The organism is Aeromicrobium sp. PFPM2_SD2 (genome assembly GCF_057364525.1).
This window is the reverse complement of the sequence record NZ_JBNFNZ010000008.1, coordinates 1-21,461: the sequence shown is the minus strand read 5'-3', so window position 1 is coordinate 21,461 and position 21,461 is coordinate 1. Positions and strand designations below refer to the sequence as shown.

Here is a 21,461-nt window from a genome sequence, read left to right as displayed (position 1 = left end):
GCTCAGCTCCACCAGCTCGCCGACGGTGCTCGGCGTCCTGGCGGCGTGGACCGGGCCGCCGCTCCGTGCCTCGGCCAGGTCGACCAGCCACACGGCGAGGTCGCGGACGTCGAGCACCTGCATGGGCTGGTCCGCGACGTCGGGCACCAGGACCGGCGCGTCGACGTCGGCGGCCATCCGCGCGACGTAGTAGCCGCTGCGGTCGGACGGGTCGCCGGCCGGCGGCAGCAGACCCGCCCGGACGACCAGCGCGCCCGCAGGCAGCGCTCGTTCGCACGCCACCTTCGCCTCGCCGTAGGGGGCCGCGTCGTCACCGGGCGGGAGCAGTGGTGACGACTCCTCGAGCGGACCGGACTGGTCGGCGTAGGCCGAGCCGCTCGAGACGAACGTCCAGTGACCCGCCCGGTCCCCGAGCGCCCCGACGGCGCCACGGACGTGCGAGGGCACGCGCGACACGTCCAGGACGAGGTCCCACTCCCCGTCCAGCCCGGCGTACGCGTCCGGCCGGGACCGGTCACCCCGGACGAGCCGGACGCGTCGAGCCCCGGCCCGCTCTCGCCGCGGGCCAGGCAGGTGACGTCGTGGCCGCGGTCGCGGGCGTCTGTGGCCACCAGCCGGCCGAGCCAGGCGGTGCCGCCGAGGACGAGGGTGCGGGTCATGCCCTCATCGAACGCGAGCCGCGGACCCCGGCGCCAGCGCGTTCGCGCACGGCGGACGCGTCAGGACGGCAGGTTCGGGTCGACCAGGGCCTGCTTGCGGACGATGAGCATCCGCTGGACGACGGTCACCAGGCTGGCCAGCGCGAGCGCCCACAGCGTGACCTCGCGCAGGGCCGGGGTGTCGAACAGGCCCGACAGGCCGGTCATGACCAGGATCGAGACCAGCCGGTCCGAGCGCTCGGCGATGCCGCCCTTGGCCTGCATGCCCAGCGACTCGGCGCGCGCCCGGGCGTACGACGTGAGGTTGCCCAGCACCAGGCAGGCCAGGCTCAGCCACAGGTACAGCTCGGCGTCGCCGAGCTGGGTCTCGCGGTCGCCGATCGCGTAGTAGACCACCAGGCCACCGAACACGGCCGCGTCGCCGACGCGGTCCAGCGTCGAGTCCAGGAAGGCTCCCCACTTGCTGGCCTGGCCGGTCTTGCGGGCCATGTAGCCGTCCATGAGGTCGGAGAACACGAACAGCGTGATGACCAGGGTGCCGACGAAGAACTCCCCGCGCGGGTAGAACCACAGCGCGCCGGCCGACACGCCCAGCGTGCCGACCATCGTCACCTGGTCGGGCGTGATGCCGACCTTCAGCATGGCGTCGGCCGGGTAGGACATGACCTTCGTCCAGAAGCCACGGAATCGCTCGAGCACTAGTCCTCCTCGTGCCAGGCCTCGCGCAGCATGGCGCAGGTGTCCTCGAGGACCTGGTTCATCGTCTTGGCCTTGCCGACCACGGTCATGAAGTTGGCGTCGCCGCCCCAGCGGGGCACGACGTGCTGGTGCAGGTGGGCCGAGAGCGAGCCGCCAGCGACGCCGCCCAGGTTGATCCCGACGTTGAAGCCGTGCGGCTGGCTGACCCGGCGGATCGTGCGCAGCGCCTGCTGGGTGAGCTCGGCAACGGCCACGGTCTCGGACGGCGCGAGGTCCGCGTAGTCGGCGACGTGGCGGTTCGGCAGCACCATGAGGTGCCCGGGGTTGTACGGGTACAGGTTGAGCGCGACGAACGCCTCGCTCCCCCGGTGCACGACCAGGTCGTCGTCGGCCGGCTCGTCGACCATGACGCAGAACGGGCAGCGCTCGTCCGCGGGGTCCCCCGCCTCCCCGCGGACGTACGCCAGCCGGTACGGCACCCAGAGCCGCTCGAGCTCGTCGGCCACGTCAGACCTGCGCGCGGTCGCGGATCGCGGCGAGGATGCGCTCGACCGCGTCGTCCAGGGCCACGCCGTTCTCCTGCGTGCCGTCGCGGAAGCGGAACGACACCGCGCCGGCCTCGACGTCCTTGTCGCCGGCCAGCACCATGAACGGCACCTTCTGCGTCTGGGCGTTGCGGATCTTCTTCTGCATCCGCTCGTCGGACTCGTCGACCTCGACCCGCACGCCGTGGCGCTTGAGCCGGTCCGCGAGCTCGTACAGGTAGTCGGTGTGGCGCTCCGCGACCGGGATGCCGACGACCTGCACGGGGGCGAGCCACGGAGGGAAGGCGCCCGCGTAGTGCTCGACCAGCACGCCCAGGAACCGCTCGATCGAGCCGAACTTGGCCGAGTGGATCATGACCGGCTGCTGGCGCGATCCGTCCGCGGCGACGTACTCCAGGCCGAAGCGCTCGGGCTGGTTGAAGTCGTACTGGACGGTGCCCATCTGCCAGGTGCGGCCGATGGCGTCCTTGGCCTGCACCGACACCTTCGGGCCGTAGAACGCGGCGCCGCCCGGGTCCGGCACGAGCTCCAGGCCGGAGTCGACGCAGACCTGGCGCAGCACCTCGGTGGCCGTCTCCCACGCCTCGTCCGTGCCGATGAACTTGTCGCCCTCGCCCCGCGTCGAGAGCTCCAGGTAGAAGTCGTCCAGGCCGAAGTCGCGCAGCACGCCGAGCATGAAGGTCAGCAGGTGCTTGACCTCGGCCGGCGCCTGCTCGGGGGTGACGTAGGAGTGCGAGTCGTCCTGGGCGAAGCCGCGCACGCGGGTCAGGCCGTGGATGACGCCGGACTTCTCGTACCGGTACACGCTGCCGAACTCGAACAGGCGCAGCGGCAGCTCGCGGTACGAGCGCTGGCGCGACTGGAAGATCAGGTTGTGCATCGGGCAGTTCATCGCCTTGAGCTGGTAGTTCGAGCCCTCGAACTCCATCGGCGGGAACATCGTGTCGGCGTAGTGCGGCAGGTGGCCGGACGTGTGGAACAGCCCGTCCTTGCTGATGTGCGGCGTGCCGACGTAGGAGAAGCCCTCCTCGATGTGGCGCTGGCGGACGTAGTCCTCCATCTCCCGCTTGATGACGCCGCCCCTGGGGTGGAACACGGGCAGGCCCGAGCCCAGCTCGTCGGGGAAGCTGAACAGGTCCAGCTCCTGGCCGAGGCGGCGGTGGTCGCGGCGCTGGGCCTCCTCGAGCCGGAACAGGTAGGCGTCCAGCTCGTCCTTGGTCGGCCACGCGGTGCCGTAGATGCGCTGGAGCTGCTTGTTCTTCTCGTCGCCGCGCCAGTAGGCGGCGGCGCTGCGCATGAGCGTGAAGGCGGGGATGCGCTTGGTGGTGGGCAGGTGCGGGCCGCGGCACAGGTCCTTCCACGCGACCTCGCCCTTGCGGTTGAGGTTGTCGTAGATGGTCAGCCCGCCCTCGCCGACCTCGACGCTCGCTCCCTCGGCGGCGTCGCCGGCGGACGACTTGAGGCCGATCAGCTCGAGCTTGTAGGGCTCGTCGGCGAGCTCGGTGCGCGCGTCGTCGTCGGAGACCGGACGACGGTCGAACTTCTGGTTCTCCTTGATGATCTTGCGCATCCGGGACTCGATCTTCTCGAGGTCCTCGGGCTTGAACGGATCGGCGACGTCGAAGTCGTAGTAGAAGCCGTCGGTGACCGGCGGCCCGATGCCGAGCTTGGCCTCCGGGAAGAGCTCCTGGACGGCCTGCGCCATGACGTGGGCGGTCGAGTGGCGCAGCACGGCGAGGCCGTCGGGGCTGCCGATGAGCACGCCCTCGACCTCGTCGCCGTCGGCCAGCTCGTGCGACAGGTCGACGAGGGTGCCGTTCACGCGGGCGACGACGACGTCGGCGTCGTCGAAGAGCTGCCAGGCCTTCGTGCCCGTCTCCACCGTCCGCTCCTCGCGCTGGTCGGCGGTCAGGACGGTGATGCGGAGGTCGGACACGGTCGTGCCTTTCGGTTCATGGCGGCCCCTACGGCTGGGCCACGCGCTCGCGCCGACTCTACTCGGGCACGCCCTCGGCCCGGGCGCGGGCAGCACGCGCCTGGCGCAGTCGCCGGCGGAGGCGGACGTCCCGGCTCGCCCACACGCCGTAGCCGCCGACCCAGGCGACGCAGCCGAGGACGAAGGCGACGGAGGACTTCCACTCTGACGAGTCGAGGGCGTACACGGCGTCGGTCGAGACGAAGTACTGCGCCTTCATCGTCTCCCCCGACTCGCCTCCAAGGTCCACCAACCAACGGTCCTCCACCGTGAGTCGTCCGTCATCGCTGACGAACGTCCCGTCGTAGGAGCACCCGCGACGGCCGCACGTCTCGTCCGTGACGGTGGCAGTCCCGAGCACCCCCTCGTTGTGGGCAGCAGCACGATCGGTGGGGAGATCGACCAGGAACATCAGACCCAGGACTACCGCGATCACGAGGGTCCCGGCGGCTTTGGTGTGCTGCCACGCAGAGGCTGGTCGTCGCTCCGCCGCGTGCCGGCCGGCCGCAGGTGGCACGGGCTCAGGCACGACGTGGCGACCAAGCGTCGAGGACGGACGGATCGATCACGTCCGGCATCCTCGCACCGCTCGTCGCGGACGTCCGCCGTTCGGCTCGGGTCGCGGAGCCCGCGCGGCGCTGGCACGGTGGGCGCATGCCTGAGTACCGACTGGTGAACGAGGACGGCCACGTCGTGGCGTCGGCCACCCACGACGACGACCGCGCCGCCGTGCTGTGGCGCGCGTCGGCCCCGGTCTTCGGCCCCGACGAGGAGCCCGGCCGCGGCGTGCGCCTGGAGAAGCAGCAGGACGACGGGTGGGTCGAGCTTCCCGCCACCGGGCGCGCGGACGCGTACTGAGCCGTCCCGGCTAGGGTGCGGCCCATGAGTCGCCGCAACCTCGAGCGCTACCGCGCCGCCAAGCACCAGCACGCGAGCGTGGAGGAGTTCCTCGCCAGCGCAGTGACTCGAGGCGTCCACACCGTCGCCTACCACGGCTCCACGCTCGACCTGTTCGTCGAGCCCCGTGCCGGCGCCACCACGGTGGTGTTCAGCTTCCATGCCGCCGTGCCGGCCGAGGGCACCAGCACGCCCGTGTTCGTCGGACAGGGCATCACCCAGCACGTCCCCGCGCACACCGTCTTGATCTCGGACCCGAGCCTGGAGCTGGACGAGCACCTGCGCCTGGCCTGGTTCGCCGGCAACCATCGCCAGCCGCTGCAGCGCGAGCTCGGACCTATCCTCCAACGGCTGGCCGCCGCGCTCGGCGCCGAGCACGTCGTCTTCTACGGCGCCTCCGGCGGCGGGTACGCGGCGCTGCACTACTCCAGCCACGTCCCGGGCTCGCTGGCCTTCGCCACCAACCCGCAGACCATCGTGTCCGAGTACGACCCGGTGGCCGTGCGCGAGTACGTGGACGCCTGCTGGCCCGGCCACGAGGACGAGCCGCTGGCCGACGTCCTGGCGCGCCACGTCGCGAACGACCTGGGCGAGATCTACGCCGGACGTCCGGGGAACACGGTGGCCTACCTGCAGAACGAGTCCGACTGGCACGTGGCCAAGCACATGGAGCCGTTCATGGCCCGGCTGCCCGTCGACCACGACGTCCACGTGCGGATGGGCGACTTCGGGCAGGGGCACGCCGCGCCGCCGAAGGAGCTGGTGAGCGCGGTGCTGCACGCCGCGGCCGAGGCCGACGGCGACTGGGCCGGCGCGCTGGCGACGCTCGAGTTGAGCCGTTCGCCGCGAGCGGCTAGAGCGACTCGGGGGACTCGGGGGCTGGTGGCGGCGCCGAGCGGCCCGGGCTCGCGCAGCCGGCCGTGCCGCCACGCGAGGCTGACGAACGCTGCGGCGAGGACGCAGCCGAGGATGCCGGCGCTCAGGTCGCCGAGCGTGTCCGTGTAGGCGCCCTGCCGCTCGTCGGACGTGGCGATGAACGCGAAGTACTCGGCGATCTCCCACGCGATCGCGGCCGTGGCGCCGAACGCGAGCGAGCGCTCCAGGCAGCCGCCGAAGCCGGCGTCGCGCGGGACGCTCAGCAGCAGCACCGCCACGCACAGCAGCGCCGGGTTCATGAAGTGCATCCAGTCGTCGAACCAGACGATCTGGTCGTACAGGTCCATCCGGTTGCCCAGGAAGTCGCTGAAGCAGGTGATCGTCACCAGCAGGTCGGCGAGCCACAGGAACGGGCGGTCGCGCCAGAAGACGTACCAGAGGGCGGGGATGGTGAACGCCAGCGCCGGATAGCCGACGGCGCGCAGCTCGGCGGCCTTGCCGTCGAGGTTGGCGCCGACCGGGTCCAGCGCGGCCATGGCCGACAGCAGGATCAGCAGACCCTTGGCGCCCACGTCGAGCACCTGGGCCACGGAGGGCGCGGTGCGGGACTCGGCGTCGACGAGGGAGGACATCGCGCCGAGTCTACGCACCCACCGTCACTCAGCTGCCGGGCCAGTCCCCCGTGGCTTTCTCGAAGGCTCGGGCGCCGCCGCGGTCGACGAGCGCCTTGACCACCGCGTAGATGACGCCCTGGATGGCCGCCGCGGTGAGGATCTCCTTGAGCGGGTACTCGCTCTCCAGCGGCGTGGGCGGGTCGGCGCCGTCGCCGTGGGCGGCCTTCTTCCAGATCTGCTTGAAGATGGCGCTGGCGACGAGGCCGGCGCCGATCGAGCCGACGATGCCGACCGGGCGGTACAGCAGCTTCGCCGACTTCGACGTGTTGCGCTTCTCGGTCATGGTCCTGCCTCTCAGAGGTCGGTGACGACCTGGTTGTCGCCGCCGTCGTAGCGCTGTCCGGTGACCTTGGACTTGACCAGGCTGACGAGCGTCGCCACGCGGCCGCCGACGGGCGGCGACCAGTACTCGGCGGTGTCGGCCTGGACGTGGATGAGCACGGCGTTCGGGCTGTCGGGGCCCTCGGGCAGCCACGCGTCGGTGAACTGGTTCCACAGCTCGCGCAGCTTCTCGGTGTCGTCGACCACCCGGGCGACGCCGGAGATCGACACCCACGAGTCCGAGGACCCGAGCGTGACGCTGACCTGGGGCTGCGCCGCGATGTGCTGGACCTTGCGCGAGTCGCGCTCGGTGATGAACCACAGGTCGGCGTCCAGGTCGACCTCCTGGCGGGCCATGGGACGGCTGACCAGGTGGCCGTGCTCGTCGCGGGTGGTCAGGAAGGCGACCCGCGCGTCCTTCGTCAGCTCGACCAGCTTGGCCCGCTGCTCGTCGGGGGTACGGGCCTCGCTCATCGGCCGATGACCTCGGCGGCGTCGACGGCGCGTGCTTGTCCTGGATGGCGTCGGCGAGCGCGGTCACGTGGTCGTCGGACACCTGGACGCCGGCCTCGGAGAAGCCCTTGCGCAGCTCCTCCTCCACGGTGCCCTCGGTGGCGCCGTCCTGCCAGGAGGTGACCCGGTCGACGACGTTCTGGACGGCTTCGAGATCGATGTTCGTGTCAGTCATGGCCCGGACGTACCCGGTCGGGACGGATCGAACCGTCCTGACCGGGAACGGCTCATCCGGCGTGCCGGTCCCAGACCCGGTGGGTCGCCATGAGCTCGCTGATCCGGCTCAGCGCCGAGGGGCCGTCCGGCTCCAGCGCGACGCCCGGGCCGTTGACCGGGATGCCGCCGGCGGTCAGCGCGTCCTCGGGACTCGCCCAGCCGCCGATCGCCTTGCCGTGGCGGTAGGCCTCGGACAGCAGGATCGCCACCTCCGGGTGCTGCGCGGCCTGCCCGCCGCCGACGACCAGGACGGCGTCGAGCTCGATCGACCGGACGGTCTGGAACGTGCGCTGGACCGGGATCGGCGCGCCGGTGCCGCCCTCGAGCATCCCGCCGCGCGGGGCGACGACGATCGGCACCATGCTCGCCGCGAACGCCGCGTCGCGGAGGCGCGCACCCCGTCCAGGTCGCCGTCGACGTCGGTGACCACGATGCCGAGCAGGCGTCCGTCGGGCGGCCACGTGCCGCCGACCTGTGACAGCGCCGGGCTCGGTCGCAGGTCGGTCACCTGGACCGTCGGCTCCGGGGCGGGCAGGCCGAGCCGGTCGGCGACGGCCTGGCACAGGTCGGCGTCGATGTTGGCCAGGTTCTGCAGCTGGCGCTCCTTGATCGCCTGCTCGTAGCACTTGCCCAGCTCGAAGGAGTAGGCGTCCTTGACGTGGTCCTGCTCGACCTTCGACAGCGACCGGTAGAACATCCGGGTCTGGCTGAAGTGGTCGTCGAAGGACGCCGGCGCCTCGCGCACCGTGCGTCCCTCGACCGCGACCGGCACGTCGATGTACGCCGAGACGTCCTCGCCGGCCAGGAACGGGCAGCCGCCGTCCAGCGAGTTCGGCTTGTACGGCGCCACCCCCTTGTGCACGGCGTCCTGGTGGAAGCCGTCGCGGAGCATGTCGTTGACCGGTGAGTGCGGGCGGTTGATCGGGATCTGCGAGAAGTTCGGCCCGCCCAGCCGCGTCAGCTGGGTGTCGAGGTAGGAGAACAGCCGGGCCGCGAGCAGCGGGTCGTCCGTCGCCTCGATGCCCGGCACGAAGTGGCCGGCGTGGTAGGCCACCTGCTCGGTCTCGGCGAAGTAGTTGCTCGGGTTGGCGTTGAGCTGCATCGTGCCGATGACCTGCACCGGCGCGAGCTCCTCAGGGACGATCTTGGTCGGGTCGAGCAGGTCGATGCCCTCGAACGTCTGGTCCGGGGTGTCGGGGAAGACCTGCACGCCGAAGTCCCACTCGGGGTAGGCCCCCGACGCGATGGCGTCGGCCAGGTCGCGGCGGTGCAGGTCCGGGTCGACGCCGGCCGCGACCTGGGCCTCCTCCCACGTCAGCGAGTGGACGCCCAGGCGCGGCTTCCAGTGGAACTTCACCAGGGACGTCTCGCCCTCGGCGTTGACCAGCCGGAAGGTGTGGACGCCGAAGCCCTCCATCATCCGGTACGAGCGCGGGATGCCGCGGTCGGACATGTTCCAGATGGCGTGGTGCTGGGCCTCGGTGTGCAGCGAGACGAAGTCCCAGAACGTGTCGTGCGCGCTCTGCGCCTGCGGGATCTCGACGTCCGGGTGCGGCTTGCCGGCGTGGATGACGTCGGGGAACTTGATGCCGTCCTGGATGAAGAAGACCGGGATGTTGTTGCCGACCAGGTCGTAGACGCCCTCGGACGTGTAGAACTTCGTCGCGAAGCCGCGGGTGTCGCGCACCGTGTCGGCGGACCCGCGCGAGCCCAGCACGGTCGAGAAGCGGACGAACACCGGCGTCTCGACCCCCTCCTGCAGGAACGCCGCCCGGGTGAGCCGCGCCGCCGCCCCGTTCGAGCGGAAGACGCCGTGGGCGGCGGCGCCGCGGGCGTGCACCACCCGCTCGGGGATGCGCTCGTGGTCGAAGTGCATGATCTTCTCGCGCAGGTGGTGGTCCTTGAGCAGGACCGGGCCGCGCGCCCCCGCCTTGAGCGAGTGGTCGGTGTCGCGCAGCGGCACGCCCTGCGCGGTGGTGAGGTAGGCGCCCTGCTGGGCGGCGTCCTCGGTCTCGCCGGACCGGACGCCCGTCGGCGAGAACGCCTCGGGCCCGTGGTGCCCGGGCTGCTGCTCGAGCGGCTCGCGCGGCGTCGTCGGCTCCTCGACCGTCGGCGTGACGCTGTTCGGCACGCCGGGGACGGTGTTCGCCCCGGGTGTCACCGCGTTCTTCACCTGGGCCGCGACGCCGGCCGCCATCTCGGCGCCCTTCTCGACGATGCCCTTGTCCTGCTCCGTCATCTGGTCTCCCCCATCGGTTCGTGGGCGGCGCGGGACCACCGGGCCCCGCGCCGCTGTGGTCGTGCGGTCAGTCGGACGTCGTCGCCGGGTCGTTCGGCGCACCGCCGTCGGGCGCGGTGCCGCTGGGCTCGGAGTCCTGCTCGTCGTTGTCCGTGACGGATCCGTCGTCGGGGTGGATCGGCTCGGTCATGGTTCGCTCCTGTCGGGGTCGGTCATGGGTTCTGCTCCCGGGTCGAACGTCGGGTCGGCCCCCGGCTGCTCGATGCCCGGCGACGACGGCTCGACGGTCGGCTCGACGTCGGGGAAGCTCTCGGGGTCCTCGGGTGCGATGGTCATGTCGCCTCCTGTCGGGTCGTGAGGCCGCGGACGTCCCGCGTCCCGCGTGGTCGTACCCGCTGCGCGTCCGGGCCAACCGCGACCGTGTGCGCGGCATCACGGCGCTCATAGTTGCGATGACTCAACAGTTGCGTGATACACAAGTGGGCGACCCCTGTCCCCCATCCGCGAAGGAACAACGTGACCTCGTCCCCGTCCTCGACCCCCGAGGCCCCCGTCACGGCGAACCCGATCGTCTCGGTCGTCGTGCTGTGCCTGGGCGGACTCATGGCCGCCCTCACCCAGACGATGGTCATCCCGATCCAGAGCGAGCTCCCGAAGCTGCTCTCCACGACGCCGGACAACGCGTCCTGGGTCATCACCATCACGCTCGTGTGCGCCGCCGTCGCCATGCCGGTCGCCGGACGCCTGGCCGACCTGTTCGGCAAGCAGCGCATCATCGTCGTCAGTGCGGCGATCCTGCTCACCGGCTCGGCCGTCGCGGCCCTGTCCGACACCCTCGTGCCGATGCTCGTCGGCCGCGGCCTGCAGGGCCTGGCCATGGGCTTCATCCCGGTCGGCATCTCGCTCATCCGAGAGATCACGCCCCCGCACATCACCAACACCGCGATCGCCGCGATGAGCGCCACGCTCGGCGTCGGCGGAGCCATTGGCCTGCCGCTCTCGGCCTGGATCGCCGACGGCAGCGACTGGCACAACCTGTTCTGGGTCGCACCGGTGCCGCCACGGTCATCCTCGTCGCCGTGCTGGTGCTCGTCCCGCACGTGCACGACGCCCACGGCGGACGTCTCGACGTCCCCGGCGTCGTGCTGCTGGCGCTCGGCCTGGTGACGTTCCTGGTCGGCATCTCCAAGGGCAACAGCTGGGGCTGGAGCGACGTCGCCACCCTCGGCTGCATCGTCGGCGGCCTCGTCGTGCTCGTGCTGTTCGGCTGGTTCGAGCTGCGCCAGGACGAGCCGCTGGTCGACCTGCGCACGACCGCGAGCCTGCCCATCCTGTTCACGAACCTGGCCGCCGTCGCCGTCGGCTTCGGCATGATGGCGCAGTCCATCGTCGTCCCGCAGCTGCTCGAGATGCCCGAGCTCACCGGCTACGGCCTCGGCCAGTCGATCCTCGCCGCCGGCCTGTGGATGGCTCCCGGCGGCCTCATGATGCTGGTGTTCGCCCCGGTCTCGGCCGGTCTGATCACCCACCTCGGCGCGAAGAAGACGCTCATGACCGGCGCGACCGTGCTGGGCCTGGGCTACGTCGTCGCGCTGTTCCTCATGGACGCGCCGTGGCAGCTGCTCATCGCGTCGTGCATCGCGTCCGCCGGCGTCGGCATCGGCTACGCGGCCATGCCCACGCTCGTGCTGGACAACGCCCCCGCCGCCGAGGCCGGCGCCGCGGTCGGCCTGAACGGACTCATGCGCTCGGTGGGTACCACGATCGCCTCGGCGGTCATGGCGACGATCCTGACCAGCTCGATGAAGACGTTCGACAGCCCGGTCGGACCGGTCCAGGCCCCGACCGAGGGCGTGTTCACCACGTGCTTCCTCGTCGGCGCCCTGGCCGCGTTCGTCGGCGTCGCGATCGCCGCGTTCATCCCGCGCAAGCAGGACGCCGACTCGGTCGAGCCGGTCGCGGTCGACGACGAGGGCGTCCGCGCCTGACGCTCCCCGACGACGCACGAGGGCCCTGGCAGCACGTCCACGGGGCCCTCGTGCGTCCGGCGTCGGCGGCCGCACGCGGACGAGGCGCCCACCCGGGTGGGTGGACGCCTCGTCGGGGGTGGAGGGAACGGGGTCAGTTCGCGGTGCCGCGGTGGTCGTCGGCAGCGGTGCGGACGTGGTTCCCGTGCTCGATGTCGCCCTCGGGCTCCTTGGCGAGCAGGAACGAGCCGACGGCCCAGACCAGCGCGCCGATGAGGCCGAGGTAGACGCCGAACTCGGTGTCGAAGCCGGCCTTGCGCTCGGCGCGCCCGGCACCTCGAACAGGTACGACAGGGCCAGGCCGGTGGCGGCGATGCCCGCGGCCATCGACGACAGCGACAGGCCACGGTGCTGGCGGCGGGTGGCGCGCTTGGCCGCGTACAGCAGCGCGGCGGCGAAGCCGATGCCCAGGTAGGCGGTGAAGGGGATGACGGTGTCGGCCTCGTAGCCGCTGAAGCTCTTGTCGTCGGTCTGGATCCAGCCCAGGAACGTCGCGATGACGAACAGCGCGACGCCGGCGGTGGCGACGTAGGCACCCAGTGGATTGGCGCGACGAGGGTCGTAGTGGTCCCGGTGCGGGGTGTTTCCGCGAGTGCTTATGTCGTCCATGCCGAAGAAGCACCCAAGAAGTTCGGGGCCACTCTTGAAATCACGTGAGAGATCCCTTATTAGCGTTTCGGCCCGCTCAGGACGACGAAGGCCCCCGGTGTGAGCCGGGGGCCTTCGTGACGGTGGGCGATACTGGGTTCGAACCAGTGACCCATCCGATCGGCGTCACTAAGTGATACCGTGGAAAACGCCCGCTGTACTGCGGATATGCAGAACAGTAACGCCTCACAGAAGGCGACACAAGTAGGCACGAGGTTGCACGCGAGTTGCACGCAGGTCGCACGACGTCTGGAGATCAATGGCTGGCAAGCGCGGATTCGGGAACGTCCGGAAGCTCCCAAGCGGAAGGTGGCAGGCGTCCTACGTCGGGCCAGACACCCGCCGACACTCCGCGCCCGACACCTTCGACACGAAGGCCGACGCCGAGAGCTGGCTGTCGCTCGAGCGCCCCGTCGCCCAGTCCCCCGCATGGCTGCCACCCAAGGTTCGCCGTGAGCGGTCCCAGGCTGCGAACGCTGCCGAAGACTTCGAGCGGTTCGCCCGCACATTCATCGACAACAGGCTCGTACGCGGCCGGGCACTCAAGCCACGCACCCGCGAGCACTACACCTACCTGCTCGACCGATTCCTCCTGCCGACGTTCGGCGGGCTTGAGGTCTCAGCCATCACGCCGCAGATGATCGAGCATTGGCACGAAGCCACCGGCATCGACCACCCGACCGCTCGAGCCCACTCCTACTCCCTACTCCGCGCGATCCTCGGCGAAGCCGTGCGCCGCGGCGACATCGGACTGCAGGCCAACCCGTGCCAGATCCGTGGCGCCGGCAACCCCGAGCGCGCCTCCAAGACGAAGGTGCTGGACCTGGAAGACCTCGCGACGCTGACGACAGCGATGCCCGAGCGGTACCGCGCCATGGTCCAGATGGCGACCTGGTGCGCGCTGCGATTCGGCGAGCTGACCGCCCTCCGACGACAGGACATCGACCTCAAGCATCAGGTCGTCAAGGTCCAGCGCGCCGCCGTCCGCGTGGGCGGGCAGATCGTCGCCGACACAACAAAGTCACGAGCTGGCATCCGTACCGTCGCTATGCCGCCGCACCTGGCTCCCCTGGTCGAGCAACACCTGAAGGATCACGTCGGAGCGGGCAAGGACGCGCTCCTGTTCCCGGCCGCGGACGGTACGTCGTTCCTGTCCCCCAGCACGCTCTACAAGACCTTCTACAAGGCGCGTGACGTCATCGGTCGATCCGACCTTCGTTTCCACGACCTGCGACACACGGGTGCCGTGCTGGCCGCCCAGTCCGGGGCAACGCTGGCCGAGCTCATGGGACGCCTCGGCCATGCGACGCCGGCCGCGGCTATGCGGTACCAGTCCGTGGCCGCCAACCGCGATCGCGAACTGGCGCAGGCACTCTCCAAGTGGCCGCCACTAAGGGAAGTCTCCCCGGCTAACGCCAGTGCCTTGTGCCGAGAGATCGGACCGTGCGCAAGAAGGCGTAGATGCCGGAGGACTGGGAGAGCATCCAGGCAACTTTTTTCTGGGGACGGCCCTGTTTACAACGATCGTTTTCTTGGGGATACCGCGGTGCGCAAGATTGTGCATTACTCGTCTGCAACGCCCTGACCTGCGAAAACGTTGATGTTGGACGGGACGTAAGGACGTACACAGGTTGTCGGTGGGTCGCGTGTACCGGTCCCCGAGACCCCGAAACCTGATTTAGACTTCACATGTGAGGTCGAAGGACCACACGAAACGACGAAGGACCCGGTCTCCTGCCAGAGATTCATCCGGGCCCTCGTCAAACCCCCGTCAGTACCAACTTCCGGAAGGTCAAGATCAGGATGACACATTCTGCCCCGACCGCGCCAACCTTCGCCGCCGTATCTCTCACGGAGCTGCAGGCGAACTTCGAACGCGCCCTCGCCACCAAGAACGAGAACCTCACGCTGCGCCAGGCCGCGGCTCTCCTCCAGCAGAGTGAGATGACGGTTCGTCGACGCATCTCCGACGGCTCCCTGCCGGCTTACCGCGTCGGCCCTCGCGGAATCCGCGTCAAGCGGTCCGACGTCGAGGCGCTCATGCGCCGCGTCCCTGCCGCCTAGGCCGGCTGCCGTGTCCGCCACGGCTCAGCGCGTTCCGTCCGCGCACCCTGCAAGCGAATTCAACTGGCCTCCCAGCCACGTTGAGCACGTCGTCTTCCGTCTGCGCGCCCACGGCGCCGACCAAGACGACGCCGCGCTCATCCTGCGCGGCCTCGCCGAACAGGGCGTACGGAATCTGAAGCGCTACATGAGCTGCATCGACGACGCCGACATCACGGCCATGGTCCGCAACGCGAAAGTCGCGGCCAGCGCCCCGTCTACTTGGAGACGCCGCGGAGACATCCTCCGCGTGTACGGGCCGTCATTCCGTCGCGTCTGGCGTACTGCCACCAACTGACCCACAAACACGAAGCCCCCGCACCGGATCCGTGACGGGGGCTTCGTCATTCCCACGCGGCACCACCCGCGAGAGAGAGACAAACGATGTCCTCAACCAACAAGCCCAGCCTAAACGGTGACGCCATTCTTCGCGCCGCACGAACGCCCGAGGCCCGCGACAAGATCCACCGGTTCTACAAGCGCCAGTCCTGGGGTCTCGCTCGGAAGATGGATCTGCAGAAGCCTCGCAGCCCGCGGCGCCCCGCCGATTTCGGACTCACTGCAGCAGAAATCTGGGACGAACACGACCGGCTCTCTGCACTGGGCTGGTCGCTCGCCGAGATCTCCCAAGTCCTCCCGGATCCCGGCCCCGATCCGCGGACGGTCGCCGCGTGACGATCACTACCGAATCGCCCGTCAACTACACCCCACGCCTCTACCGGGCAGACGAGCTCGTCGAGGCAGAGCCCACGCGCTGGCTCCTCCGCTCTCGTTTGGCGATCGCCGCCGTGAACATCCTTGTCGGCGCCGAAGGCATCGGTAAGTCGCTGTTCTGGGTGCTGCTCGCGGCGCACGTCACCACGGGACGGGCCCTGCCAGCACTAGGTCTCCCTCGGCGCGAACCTCGGAATGTGCTGGTGATCGTCACCGAGGACCACTGGGCCAGCACCGTCAGGCCCCGTCTCGAGGTCGCGGGTGCCGACCTGTCGCGCATTCAGCTCATCTGCGTCGACCCGGACGGTTCAGGCTCACCCGTCTTCCCCAGGGACAACTACCTCCTGGCAGAAGCGGACAACCCTGCGCTGGTCGTAGTCGACGCCTGGTTGGACACAGTCACCGGCAACCTGGAGCCAACGAACACGTCGAACGAACAGACCGAAGCCGGCCCCTCAGCCTCCAGCAGTCGGCCACTCGTCCGGCCCTCGATGTCGAGCATGTAGCCGTGCTCCCACGGCGTGGCCGTCACGTTGAACGTGGCCATCGGACTCCTGTCAGTTCGTCGCTTCGCCTGCCGCGGCCGGCGAACCCATAGGTGCGTGCGCATCTAGGGGCGCTGCCCCAGCAACTCCGGCACACGAGAAGTCGAACGCAGGTACGCGTGTAGGTCAGGCGACACATAGAATGCCAGCGATCTGAGTGACGTGAGTTCGGCCTCCAGATCTAGGTGCCAGATCTTGTGGTGGTGGCCAATGCGGTTCCGTAACTCTCGAACGCTCGAGAACAACGGTTCTACAGCTTGTTGCGCACGGCTTGGAGCGCCTGCGAACGCTGCCGCGAGATCTGGATACAGCCACAGTTGTCGTTGCGATACCAGTTGATGCCAGAAGCCGAAGCTGATCTCAGAAATCACTTGGCCCGGGTGCACCGGCTTGTTGTTGCGTCGGACTCGACGGATAGCTGTATCGATGTCCTTATACGGTTGCTGATGGTTGAAGCGGACTCCGCGCCTCCGTTGCGGACCTACGCTTGCGGGGTCCCGACCCAACTCGCACGCATCGTCGAAGATCCAGTGGGCTTGCCGTCCAAGCCTGTTCTGCCGGAGGCACATGCGGCCGTCGATCGCATTTCTCACGGCGACCTCAAGACACGCGATCTCCTCCCAAAGGGCAGCCGAAATTTCCCGGTTCCAGAGGTAGAGCCGCTGGGCACGCACGGTACTTCCGCGCGCGTCGTCGAGGTACGGCTGCAGGCGTGGCAGCGACCAGAGGTCGACCAGAGATTGCCACGAGGCGACGTTGACCATGGCGGCATCCTTACGTATGGTGGAGGCCAACACCCCGGAACCGTCCCTGTAACGCCTCGGCGTCGATCAAACGGCCGGGGTTTCGCTTTGCGCACACAGGCAGGCTTCCCGGTGCCACACTCGGAGCCGTGCGACTACACGTACTCGAAGCCCGGGTCCTTGAAATTGTGGACGCGGTAACCCGGGGTCACATGGTCGAGGACGACCGCGTCGAACTGAAGGCAACCTGGCCAGAGAACCCTGCTCGAACCGCGCGACAGATTGCCGGGCATGCAAATGCCAGCGGCGGCGAGCCCATCATCTGGTTGATCGGGGTCGACGAGAAGGTCGGGGTGAAGTCGCTCGAGGACGCCGAGCTCGCCAACTGGTGGCCTCAAGTCAGCAGACATTTCAATGACGTCGCACCTGACATGACCTCTCTCGTGGTTCCTGTCGGCGAGGGACGTCATGTGGTCGCGTTGCAGTTCGACACCAGCCGTACTCCGTACGTGGTTTCGGTGGCCGGCGGGGGCGCGGTTCAGTTCGAGGTGCCGTGGCGGTCTGGTAACCAGACTCGCTCAGCTCGGCGACACGAACTGCTCCGTGCCGTTATCGCGGAGGCGTCCCTCCCCACGCTTGAGCTCACCGAGGGGCGATTCAAGCTGGAGGAGTACCCGCCCGAACGTCCCGGGCTCCGCTACCTCTTGAGCGGCGGGTTTGCGATCTTCATATCCACGCCCGGAGAAGTGATGCTCCCGCAGCATCGCCAAACTTGGGCCATCAAGTCGGACAACGGCAGGACGGTTGCATTGGAGTCGTTGCGAATCTCTGGCCCCGGCCGAACCAGTGTGAACTACGGCGACTGGCGCCGCGAAGAGCTCGGGCATGTGGAGGTCGCCGATGGCAACTCGTTGGTCATCCATCGGTCGGCAACTATTCACATCGAGTTCAGCATGAAACTGGAGGACGACCTCGGCGACGCGCTACGAGTCGCTAAGAGCCTGGAGTTGCTGGTGGACCTGCCAATTGATCGCTCGGACCGTACCGCCTCTCTGCGCCATCCCTTCGACGCGGTAAAGCCCGGACCGTTTGTCGGGGTGACCGGCGTTTCCGCGAAGACCGCGGCTTCGTTCGTTTCCCGCCCGCGCGAGTGAGAGCAGCGAGCCGCAGGGCACGCGTGTCTCACCGAGGTTCAGGGAACTGTTCGGGGTTCGCTCCGCCCGGCGTGAATCGCAAGACGGTGCAGGTCTCCCCTGCCCGGTACTTGTTCCAGGCCTTGATGGTCACGGCGAGAAGCACCTTGCGGTTCCTTTCGCCACGGGTCTCGCGCTGACCCAGGAGGAGCTTGCGTAGGGCGTGGACGGGCTCGCCGGCGTGGTGGTCTTCATCGGATGCGAGGCGGTCGAAGAAGTGGTCAGCGTCGGTGGCGTCGATCTGGGAGAACAGCCACCACGCGGTGCCGCCGATCCCCATGGGAAGGGCGGTTGCCGCGTAGGCGCGGGATGCCGGCGAGACGGCCAGGCGGATGTCCGGGTGCTGCTCGAGGGTCTGCAGCAGCTCAGCGTTGGTGAACTGCATCGACGTGCCACGTGCGCCGGCGAGCCAGCCGGCCACCCCGCGGATAGTGGACGCCAGAGGCACGACGTTCGCTTCTCCGCGGAGTTTGAGGACGTCACCAAGGGTTCGCTTCGCGCCGGCGTCCATCGTCTCCTGAGCGAGACTCGGCAGACCACGGATGACGAGCATGTCCACGGTAGTCTCGGCTTCGACGATCGCGGCGAGGCGGTGCTGTCCGTCGAGAAGGGTGCCGTCCGTGGCGATCTTGATGGTCTCGCCGTTCCATCGCCAGTTCCCGGACTTCATGTCGCGGGCGTACCCGGAGACGACGCGCGCGCGGAGGTTGCGGTTGTGGGTGTTGAAGCCCAGGTACCGGCGCGCGTCGTCCGGGGTGATCGTCTCGGTCGAGACGGTCGGTTCAGTCACAGGCCGGCCTCCGGGGTGGAGGCATTGAGGTCGAGCTGGACCTGGCGGAGCATCGTGGCGGCCTTCGTGTACATGAGCGCCCAGTCCTGAACGTCCTCGACGGCGTAGAACTCGTACATGGCCGGCAGGCAGCCAGTCAGGATCAACGCACGCCCGTCGGTGCCCTCGACGATCTGAAGCGCCTCGGCGTCGGATCCTGCGAGCGGGATCGAGTGGACACACCACTCGTCCTCTGGGTCTCCGGTCTCGCTGGCGTGGTGCGCGTTGCACCAGGACCGACATGTCGTGGCAGTCACCGGGGCGCTCCGTTCGCGAGAAGGTCCGCGATCCGCTCGAGCTCGTGCTTCCCGGGGTCCACGATGTCCGCAACCGTGTCCGGCACTTCCTCGGCGGCCGCGATCGGCATGATCAGATCGCCGGCATCGAGCTGGTACGCAACCGTCGCCTTGGCATACCGGCCCCACTTCTTGCCGTCACCGTGTCGCCACTCCTTGCTGCGAAGCGTGCGGGCGTCCCCAGTTGCGGGCCGCGCCTTAACTTCCCGCACCGCGCGCGAGAGAAGGACACAGAGTTCGACGTCAGTGCAGTCCGAGTACGCGGTCGCGACCCAGCGGCGCTTGTCCTTCAGGTACCGGAGCTCACCCACAGTCCGGAACACGCCAGGCTCTCCCGCGACGCTGTCCCAGGTGAAGCACTTCTTCGAATCCTTGTGCTCGACGCGGATGCCGTGAGCCCGAGCACTCGCATACCAAGCGGGCGGGTCGATGGCGACGTTCCGGCGCGAAGTGACCAGTTCCCAGATCGTCGTCATCGGCTGGCCTCCTTCTGGATGAAGGCCAGCGTCATGGAGGCTTCGGCGAACATCCGCGCCCACTCCATGAGGTCGTCCGGGTTTTCGGTGTAGCTCGGGAAGGCCAGACGATCGAAGGTGGCGACCGCTCCCTCTCGGTCATCAACGACGAGCTCGATGGACACCTCGTCACCCACCGTCGCCTTGATCAAGCGGACGCACCAGGTGTCGTCCGGGTCGTAGTCGTTGTGAGCGTTGCACCACGTCTCGTGGCGCACGGTGCTGGTTGTGGTGGTCATTACTGCTCCTCTGGCGATGTCGCACGTGCGTTGCACGGCCAGAGAATTGCGAAGGCCCTCCGACCGCGTTTCCGCAGGTCAGAGGGCCTTTCGTGACGGTGGGCGATACTGGGTTCGAACCAGTGACCTCTTCGGTGTGAACGAAGCGCGCTACCACTGCGCCAATCGCCCGTCGCACCATCGGTGCGCGGACCACACTAACGCACCCCTCACGGGACGCGAAACCGGGTCCGCACCTGTCACGGATCGACGTTCTTGACCGCCTCGCGCGCCCAGATCTCCTGCGCCCTGCGCGTCACCGGCCCGGGTGCCGGCAGCTCGCGCTCGTCCACCCGCGAGACCGCCTGGACGTCGCGGGTGGTGCCGACCAGCAGCACCTCGTCGGCCTCCTGGAGCACCTCGATCGGCGCGTCGCGCTCCACCACGTCCAGCTCCCCGGCGCACCACTGCAGCACCAGGGCACGGGTGACGCCGGCCAGGCAACCCGACGCGAGCGTCGGGGTGACCAGCTGCTCGCCCAGGACGTACATGACGTTGGACCCGGTGCCCTCGCACAGGTCGCCGACGGTGTTGGGCATGAGCGCCTCGGACGCTCCGAGGTCGTGGGCGTGCTCGATCATCAACGCGTTCCCGGCGTAGGAGGTGGTCTTGAGCCCGGCCAGCGCGCCCCGCTCGTTGCGCGGCCAGTCGACCGTCACGACCGACGTCACCGACGGCGGACGCTCGGCCGGCTCGGTCACGACGACGTGCGACATCGGTCCCGAGCCGCGCGGCGACCCGAGGGGCCCCGGGCCGGAGGTGACCGTGATGCGCAGTCGTCCGAACGGGAGGTCCTGTCCCTCGAGCGTCGCCGCGACCCCCTCGCGGACGGCCCCGAGGTCGGGCTCGCCGATGCCGAGGCCGCGGGCGGACCGCGCCAGCCGGTCCAGGTGACGAGTCAGCGCGAAGGGCCGGCCGTCCTCGATCTTGACCGTCTCGAACACGCCGTCGCCCACGACGAGGCCGTGGTCGAGGATCGAGAGGGCGGGATCCTGCGGGGATTCCAGGACTTTTCCGTTCAGCCAGGCGCGCATGCAGACACGTTAACCGACCCCGGTTTTGGTCATCGGATGGTCATGTACTAATGTTTCATCTCGGCCCGAGGGGGTCGGAAAAACCGGCCCGGAGGGCAACCGCTTCGCAAGAAGCACGCGGACGTGGCTCAGTGGTAGAGCATCACCTTGCCAAGGTGAGGGTCGCGGGTTCGAATCCCGTCGTCCGCTCGGAGAGGGTCCACGGCAGGGCCATCCTGCGGTGGGTTGGCCGAGAGGCGAGGCAACGGCCTGCAAAGCCGTGAACACGGGTTCGAATCCCGTACCCACCTCTCAGGGCGCAAGCCCTCACAACTGAATACCCACGGGCGATTGGCGCAGCGGTAGCGCGCTTCCCTGACACGGAAGAGGTCACTGGTTCAAACCCAGTATCGCCCACAGACAGAACCCCCGGAGCCTCGGCTCCGGGGGTTCTCGCGTCGGTGGACCTACTTCGTCTCGTCGGGCTCGGCCGCGGGCGGCTCGGGGGTGGAGATCGGGTCCTCGGGCCGACGGGCGTCGGCTCCTGCGGGCCGGTCGGCGACCCGGGGACGGGTCCGTCGGGGTGCATGGGGATGGTGGTCATCGCTGCTCCTCTCAGTGCGGCCGGTCGGCCTCGGGGAAGTCCTCGGGCTCGTCGGTCAGCGGTCCGGGGACGGTCGTGGTTCCCGGGTCGGGCTCGACCGCCGGGTCGGGCGTCTTCTCGGGCTCGGGGACGTAGTCGGGCGCAGGCGCTTCGCTCATGTCCCGTTCGTTCCCCGTCTCGCCGATTCTCAACCGCGGGCGGACGCCTTGCGCCATCCTTGGCCGGTGACCGACGCACCCACCGAGCCGAGTCCCACCGAGGCGCGCCCCGCCTCCCGATCCGGACGCCGCCTCGTCGCCCTCGGCGTCGCCACCGCGGCCGTCGCCGCCCTCGCGGGCG

28 protein-coding genes, 4 tRNA genes and 1 pseudogene are annotated in these 21,461 nt (G+C 69.1%); 13 read left to right on the top strand and 20 right to left on the bottom strand.

Going from position 1 to position 21,461, the window contains the following annotated elements:
• From AC2W7G_RS01445 to AC2W7G_RS01425, 5 genes are all read right to left on the bottom strand, one after another.
• Positions 1-447: Rossmann-fold NAD(P)-binding domain-containing protein (locus AC2W7G_RS01445; protein WP_485866857.1), on the bottom strand; the 447-nt coding region annotated here is incomplete at its 3' end.
• A gap of 272 nt (positions 448-719) precedes the next feature.
• Positions 720-1,358 carry a phosphatidylinositol phosphate synthase gene (pgsA, locus tag AC2W7G_RS01440; protein ID WP_485866856.1) on the bottom strand — a complete coding sequence of 213 codons (639 nt, stop codon included), beginning with the start codon at positions 1,356-1,358 and terminating at the stop codon, positions 720-722.
• Positions 1,358-1,864 carry an HIT family protein gene (locus tag AC2W7G_RS01435; RefSeq protein ID WP_485866855.1) on the bottom strand — a complete coding sequence of 169 codons (507 nt, stop codon included), beginning with the start codon at positions 1,862-1,864 and terminating at the stop codon, positions 1,358-1,360. Before AC2W7G_RS01435 ends, pgsA begins: the two co-directional genes overlap by 1 nt.
• A gap of 1 nt (position 1,865) precedes the next feature.
• Positions 1,866-3,839, bottom strand: a complete 1,974-nt coding sequence (gene thrS / locus AC2W7G_RS01430; protein ID WP_485866854.1) for a threonine--tRNA ligase — start codon at positions 3,837-3,839, stop codon at positions 1,866-1,868.
• A 58-nt stretch (positions 3,840-3,897) separates the two neighbouring features.
• Positions 3,898-4,131 (bottom strand): hypothetical protein, encoded by a 234-nt coding sequence (locus AC2W7G_RS01425; RefSeq protein WP_485866853.1) that lies wholly within the window; start codon positions 4,129-4,131, stop codon positions 3,898-3,900.
• Positions 4,132-4,532: 401 nt separating this feature from the next.
• Between AC2W7G_RS01425 and AC2W7G_RS01420 the strand changes: the two genes are divergently transcribed.
• Positions 4,533-4,736: a hypothetical protein gene (locus AC2W7G_RS01420; RefSeq protein WP_485866852.1), complete on the top strand. Its 204-nt coding sequence runs from the start codon at positions 4,533-4,535 to the stop codon at positions 4,734-4,736.
• A 665-nt stretch (positions 4,737-5,401) separates the two neighbouring features.
• Here the strand turns inward: AC2W7G_RS01420 and AC2W7G_RS01415 are convergent.
• The 7 genes and pseudogenes from AC2W7G_RS01415 to AC2W7G_RS01385 form a co-directional block, all read right to left on the bottom strand.
• On the bottom strand, positions 5,402-6,187 hold the full coding sequence (locus tag AC2W7G_RS01415; RefSeq protein ID WP_485866858.1) for a DUF2238 domain-containing protein: 786 nt from the start codon (positions 6,185-6,187) through the stop codon (positions 5,402-5,404).
• A 124-nt stretch (positions 6,188-6,311) separates the two neighbouring features.
• Positions 6,312-6,608, bottom strand: coding sequence for a DUF4235 domain-containing protein (locus tag AC2W7G_RS01410; protein WP_485866851.1), 297 nt, complete (start codon positions 6,606-6,608; stop codon positions 6,312-6,314).
• 11 nt (positions 6,609-6,619) lie between these two features.
• The gene (locus tag AC2W7G_RS01405) at positions 6,620-7,120 is read right to left on the bottom strand and encodes a pyridoxamine 5'-phosphate oxidase family protein (protein ID WP_485866850.1); all 501 of its coding nucleotides are present in this window, start codon (positions 7,118-7,120) and stop codon (positions 6,620-6,622) included.
• Between the two features lie 266 nt (positions 7,121-7,386).
• Positions 7,387-7,737 carry a hypothetical protein gene (locus AC2W7G_RS01400; protein WP_485866849.1) on the bottom strand — a complete coding sequence of 117 codons (351 nt, stop codon included), beginning with the start codon at positions 7,735-7,737 and terminating at the stop codon, positions 7,387-7,389.
• A 236-nt stretch (positions 7,738-7,973) separates the two neighbouring features.
• Positions 7,974-9,572: pseudogene (locus tag AC2W7G_RS01395) on the bottom strand (catalase); the annotation flags it as partial.
• Positions 9,573-9,681: 109 nt separating this feature from the next.
• On the bottom strand, positions 9,682-9,804 hold the full coding sequence (locus AC2W7G_RS01390; protein ID WP_485866848.1) for a hypothetical protein: 123 nt from the start codon (positions 9,802-9,804) through the stop codon (positions 9,682-9,684).
• Complete coding sequence (locus AC2W7G_RS01385) at positions 9,801-9,950, bottom strand: hypothetical protein (RefSeq protein WP_485866847.1); 150 nt, start codon at positions 9,948-9,950, stop codon at positions 9,801-9,803. The genes AC2W7G_RS01390 and AC2W7G_RS01385 overlap by 4 nt, the downstream gene beginning before the upstream one ends.
• A gap of 180 nt (positions 9,951-10,130) precedes the next feature.
• Between AC2W7G_RS01385 and AC2W7G_RS01380 the strand changes: the two genes are divergently transcribed.
• From AC2W7G_RS01380 to AC2W7G_RS01345, 8 genes are all read left to right on the top strand, one after another.
• The gene (locus AC2W7G_RS01380; RefSeq protein ID WP_485866846.1) at positions 10,131-10,781 is read left to right on the top strand and encodes an MFS transporter; all 651 of its coding nucleotides are present in this window, start codon (positions 10,131-10,133) and stop codon (positions 10,779-10,781) included.
• The gene (locus AC2W7G_RS01375; protein WP_485866845.1) at positions 10,694-11,602 is read left to right on the top strand and encodes an MFS transporter; all 909 of its coding nucleotides are present in this window, start codon (positions 10,694-10,696) and stop codon (positions 11,600-11,602) included. Before AC2W7G_RS01380 ends, AC2W7G_RS01375 begins: the two co-directional genes overlap by 88 nt.
• 151 nt (positions 11,603-11,753) lie before the next feature.
• On the top strand, positions 11,754-12,056 hold the full coding sequence (locus AC2W7G_RS01370) for a hypothetical protein (protein ID WP_485866844.1): 303 nt from the start codon (positions 11,754-11,756) through the stop codon (positions 12,054-12,056).
• 492 nt (positions 12,057-12,548) lie between these two features.
• Positions 12,549-13,874, top strand: a complete 1,326-nt coding sequence (locus AC2W7G_RS01365; RefSeq protein ID WP_485866843.1) for a tyrosine-type recombinase/integrase — start codon at positions 12,549-12,551, stop codon at positions 13,872-13,874.
• A 218-nt stretch (positions 13,875-14,092) separates the two neighbouring features.
• Positions 14,093-14,353 (top strand): helix-turn-helix domain-containing protein, encoded by a 261-nt coding sequence (locus AC2W7G_RS01360; RefSeq protein ID WP_485866842.1) that lies wholly within the window; start codon positions 14,093-14,095, stop codon positions 14,351-14,353.
• Positions 14,354-14,363: 10 nt separating this feature from the next.
• On the top strand, positions 14,364-14,690 hold the full coding sequence (locus AC2W7G_RS01355; protein ID WP_485866841.1) for a hypothetical protein: 327 nt from the start codon (positions 14,364-14,366) through the stop codon (positions 14,688-14,690).
• 209 nt (positions 14,691-14,899) lie between these two features.
• Positions 14,900-15,067 carry a hypothetical protein gene (locus tag AC2W7G_RS01350; RefSeq protein WP_485866840.1) on the top strand — a complete coding sequence of 56 codons (168 nt, stop codon included), beginning with the start codon at positions 14,900-14,902 and terminating at the stop codon, positions 15,065-15,067.
• Positions 15,064-15,612 carry an AAA family ATPase gene (locus AC2W7G_RS01345; RefSeq protein WP_485866839.1) on the top strand — a complete coding sequence of 183 codons (549 nt, stop codon included), beginning with the start codon at positions 15,064-15,066 and terminating at the stop codon, positions 15,610-15,612. Before AC2W7G_RS01350 ends, AC2W7G_RS01345 begins: the two co-directional genes overlap by 4 nt.
• A 104-nt stretch (positions 15,613-15,716) precedes the next feature.
• Here AC2W7G_RS01345 and AC2W7G_RS01340 read toward each other — a convergent pair whose 3' ends face one another.
• Positions 15,717-16,415 carry a hypothetical protein gene (locus AC2W7G_RS01340; RefSeq protein WP_485866838.1) on the bottom strand — a complete coding sequence of 233 codons (699 nt, stop codon included), beginning with the start codon at positions 16,413-16,415 and terminating at the stop codon, positions 15,717-15,719.
• A 191-nt stretch (positions 16,416-16,606) separates the two neighbouring features.
• On the opposite strand from AC2W7G_RS01340, the gene AC2W7G_RS01335 reads away from it, so the two are divergent.
• On the top strand, positions 16,607-17,548 hold the full coding sequence (locus AC2W7G_RS01335) for a hypothetical protein (protein ID WP_485866837.1): 942 nt from the start codon (positions 16,607-16,609) through the stop codon (positions 17,546-17,548).
• A 28-nt stretch (positions 17,549-17,576) separates the two neighbouring features.
• On the opposite strand, the gene AC2W7G_RS01330 is transcribed toward AC2W7G_RS01335, so the two are convergent.
• From AC2W7G_RS01330 to AC2W7G_RS01305, 6 genes are all read right to left on the bottom strand, one after another.
• The gene (locus tag AC2W7G_RS01330; protein WP_485866836.1) at positions 17,577-18,377 is read right to left on the bottom strand and encodes a hypothetical protein; all 801 of its coding nucleotides are present in this window, start codon (positions 18,375-18,377) and stop codon (positions 17,577-17,579) included.
• Entirely contained in the window at positions 18,374-18,523 is a 150-nt protein-coding gene (locus AC2W7G_RS01325) for a hypothetical protein (protein ID WP_485866835.1), read from the bottom strand. Before AC2W7G_RS01325 ends, AC2W7G_RS01330 begins: the two co-directional genes overlap by 4 nt.
• Positions 18,524-18,669: 146 nt before the next feature.
• On the bottom strand, positions 18,670-19,188 hold the full coding sequence (locus tag AC2W7G_RS01320) for a hypothetical protein (protein WP_485866834.1): 519 nt from the start codon (positions 19,186-19,188) through the stop codon (positions 18,670-18,672).
• Positions 19,185-19,466: a hypothetical protein gene (locus tag AC2W7G_RS01315; protein ID WP_485866833.1), complete on the bottom strand. Its 282-nt coding sequence runs from the start codon at positions 19,464-19,466 to the stop codon at positions 19,185-19,187. The genes AC2W7G_RS01320 and AC2W7G_RS01315 overlap by 4 nt, the downstream gene beginning before the upstream one ends.
• Before the next feature lie 99 nt (positions 19,467-19,565).
• A tRNA-Val gene (locus AC2W7G_RS01310) sits at positions 19,566-19,637 on the bottom strand.
• Positions 19,638-19,705: 68 nt separating this feature from the next.
• Positions 19,706-20,539, bottom strand: coding sequence for an aminotransferase class IV (locus AC2W7G_RS01305; RefSeq protein ID WP_485866832.1), 834 nt, complete (start codon positions 20,537-20,539; stop codon positions 19,706-19,708).
• 117 nt (positions 20,540-20,656) lie between these two features.
• Between AC2W7G_RS01305 and AC2W7G_RS01300 the strand changes: the two genes are divergently transcribed.
• The 3 genes from AC2W7G_RS01300 (at position 20,657) to AC2W7G_RS01290 (ending at position 20,935) form a co-directional block, all read left to right on the top strand.
• Positions 20,657-20,728 (top strand) — tRNA-Gly (locus tag AC2W7G_RS01300).
• 30 nt (positions 20,729-20,758) lie between these two features.
• Positions 20,759-20,829: transfer RNA gene (locus tag AC2W7G_RS01295), tRNA-Cys, on the top strand.
• A gap of 34 nt (positions 20,830-20,863) precedes the next feature.
• Positions 20,864-20,935: transfer RNA gene (locus AC2W7G_RS01290), tRNA-Val, on the top strand.
• A gap of 198 nt (positions 20,936-21,133) precedes the next feature.
• On the opposite strand, the gene AC2W7G_RS01285 is transcribed toward AC2W7G_RS01290, so the two are convergent.
• On the bottom strand, positions 21,134-21,280 hold the full coding sequence (locus tag AC2W7G_RS01285) for a hypothetical protein (protein ID WP_485866831.1): 147 nt from the start codon (positions 21,278-21,280) through the stop codon (positions 21,134-21,136).
• Positions 21,281-21,461 lie beyond the last annotated feature (181 nt).

Bases quoted from the DNA above. Each gene is read 5' to 3' on its own strand.
- AC2W7G_RS01385 (WP_485866847.1), bottom strand. From the start codon at position 9,950: ATGACCATCGCACCCGAGGACCCCGAGAGCTTCCCCGACGTCGAGCCG.
- AC2W7G_RS01405 (WP_485866850.1), bottom strand. From the start codon at position 7,120: ATGAGCGAGGCCCGTACCCCCGACGAGCAGCGGGCCAAGCTGGTCGAG.
- AC2W7G_RS01410 (WP_485866851.1), bottom strand. From the start codon at position 6,608: ATGACCGAGAAGCGCAACACGTCGAAGTCGGCGAAGCTGCTGTACCGC.
- AC2W7G_RS01320 (WP_485866834.1), bottom strand. From the start codon at position 19,188: ATGACGACGATCTGGGAACTGGTCACTTCGCGCCGGAACGTCGCCATC.
- AC2W7G_RS01335 (WP_485866837.1), top strand. From the start codon at position 16,607: ATGGTCGAGGACGACCGCGTCGAACTGAAGGCAACCTGGCCAGAGAAC.
- AC2W7G_RS01420 (WP_485866852.1), top strand. From the start codon at position 4,533: ATGCCTGAGTACCGACTGGTGAACGAGGACGGCCACGTCGTGGCGTCG.
- AC2W7G_RS01305 (WP_485866832.1), bottom strand. From the start codon at position 20,539: ATGCGCGCCTGGCTGAACGGAAAAGTCCTGGAATCCCCGCAGGATCCC.
- AC2W7G_RS01400 (WP_485866849.1), bottom strand. From the start codon at position 7,737: ATGGTGCCGATCGTCGTCGCCCCGCGCGGCGGGATGCTCGAGGGCGGC.
- AC2W7G_RS01365 (WP_485866843.1), top strand. From the start codon at position 12,549: ATGGCTGGCAAGCGCGGATTCGGGAACGTCCGGAAGCTCCCAAGCGGA.
- AC2W7G_RS01360 (WP_485866842.1), top strand. From the start codon at position 14,093: ATGACACATTCTGCCCCGACCGCGCCAACCTTCGCCGCCGTATCTCTC.
- AC2W7G_RS01390 (WP_485866848.1), bottom strand. From the start codon at position 9,804: ATGACCGAGCCGATCCACCCCGACGACGGATCCGTCACGGACAACGAC.
- AC2W7G_RS01350 (WP_485866840.1), top strand. From the start codon at position 14,900: ATGGATCTGCAGAAGCCTCGCAGCCCGCGGCGCCCCGCCGATTTCGGA.
- AC2W7G_RS01340 (WP_485866838.1), bottom strand. From the start codon at position 16,415: ATGGTCAACGTCGCCTCGTGGCAATCTCTGGTCGACCTCTGGTCGCTG.
- AC2W7G_RS01415 (WP_485866858.1), bottom strand. From the start codon at position 6,187: ATGGCCGCGCTGGACCCGGTCGGCGCCAACCTCGACGGCAAGGCCGCC.
- AC2W7G_RS01315 (WP_485866833.1), bottom strand. From the start codon at position 19,466: ATGACCACCACAACCAGCACCGTGCGCCACGAGACGTGGTGCAACGCT.
- AC2W7G_RS01285 (WP_485866831.1), bottom strand. From the start codon at position 21,280: ATGAGCGAAGCGCCTGCGCCCGACTACGTCCCCGAGCCCGAGAAGACG.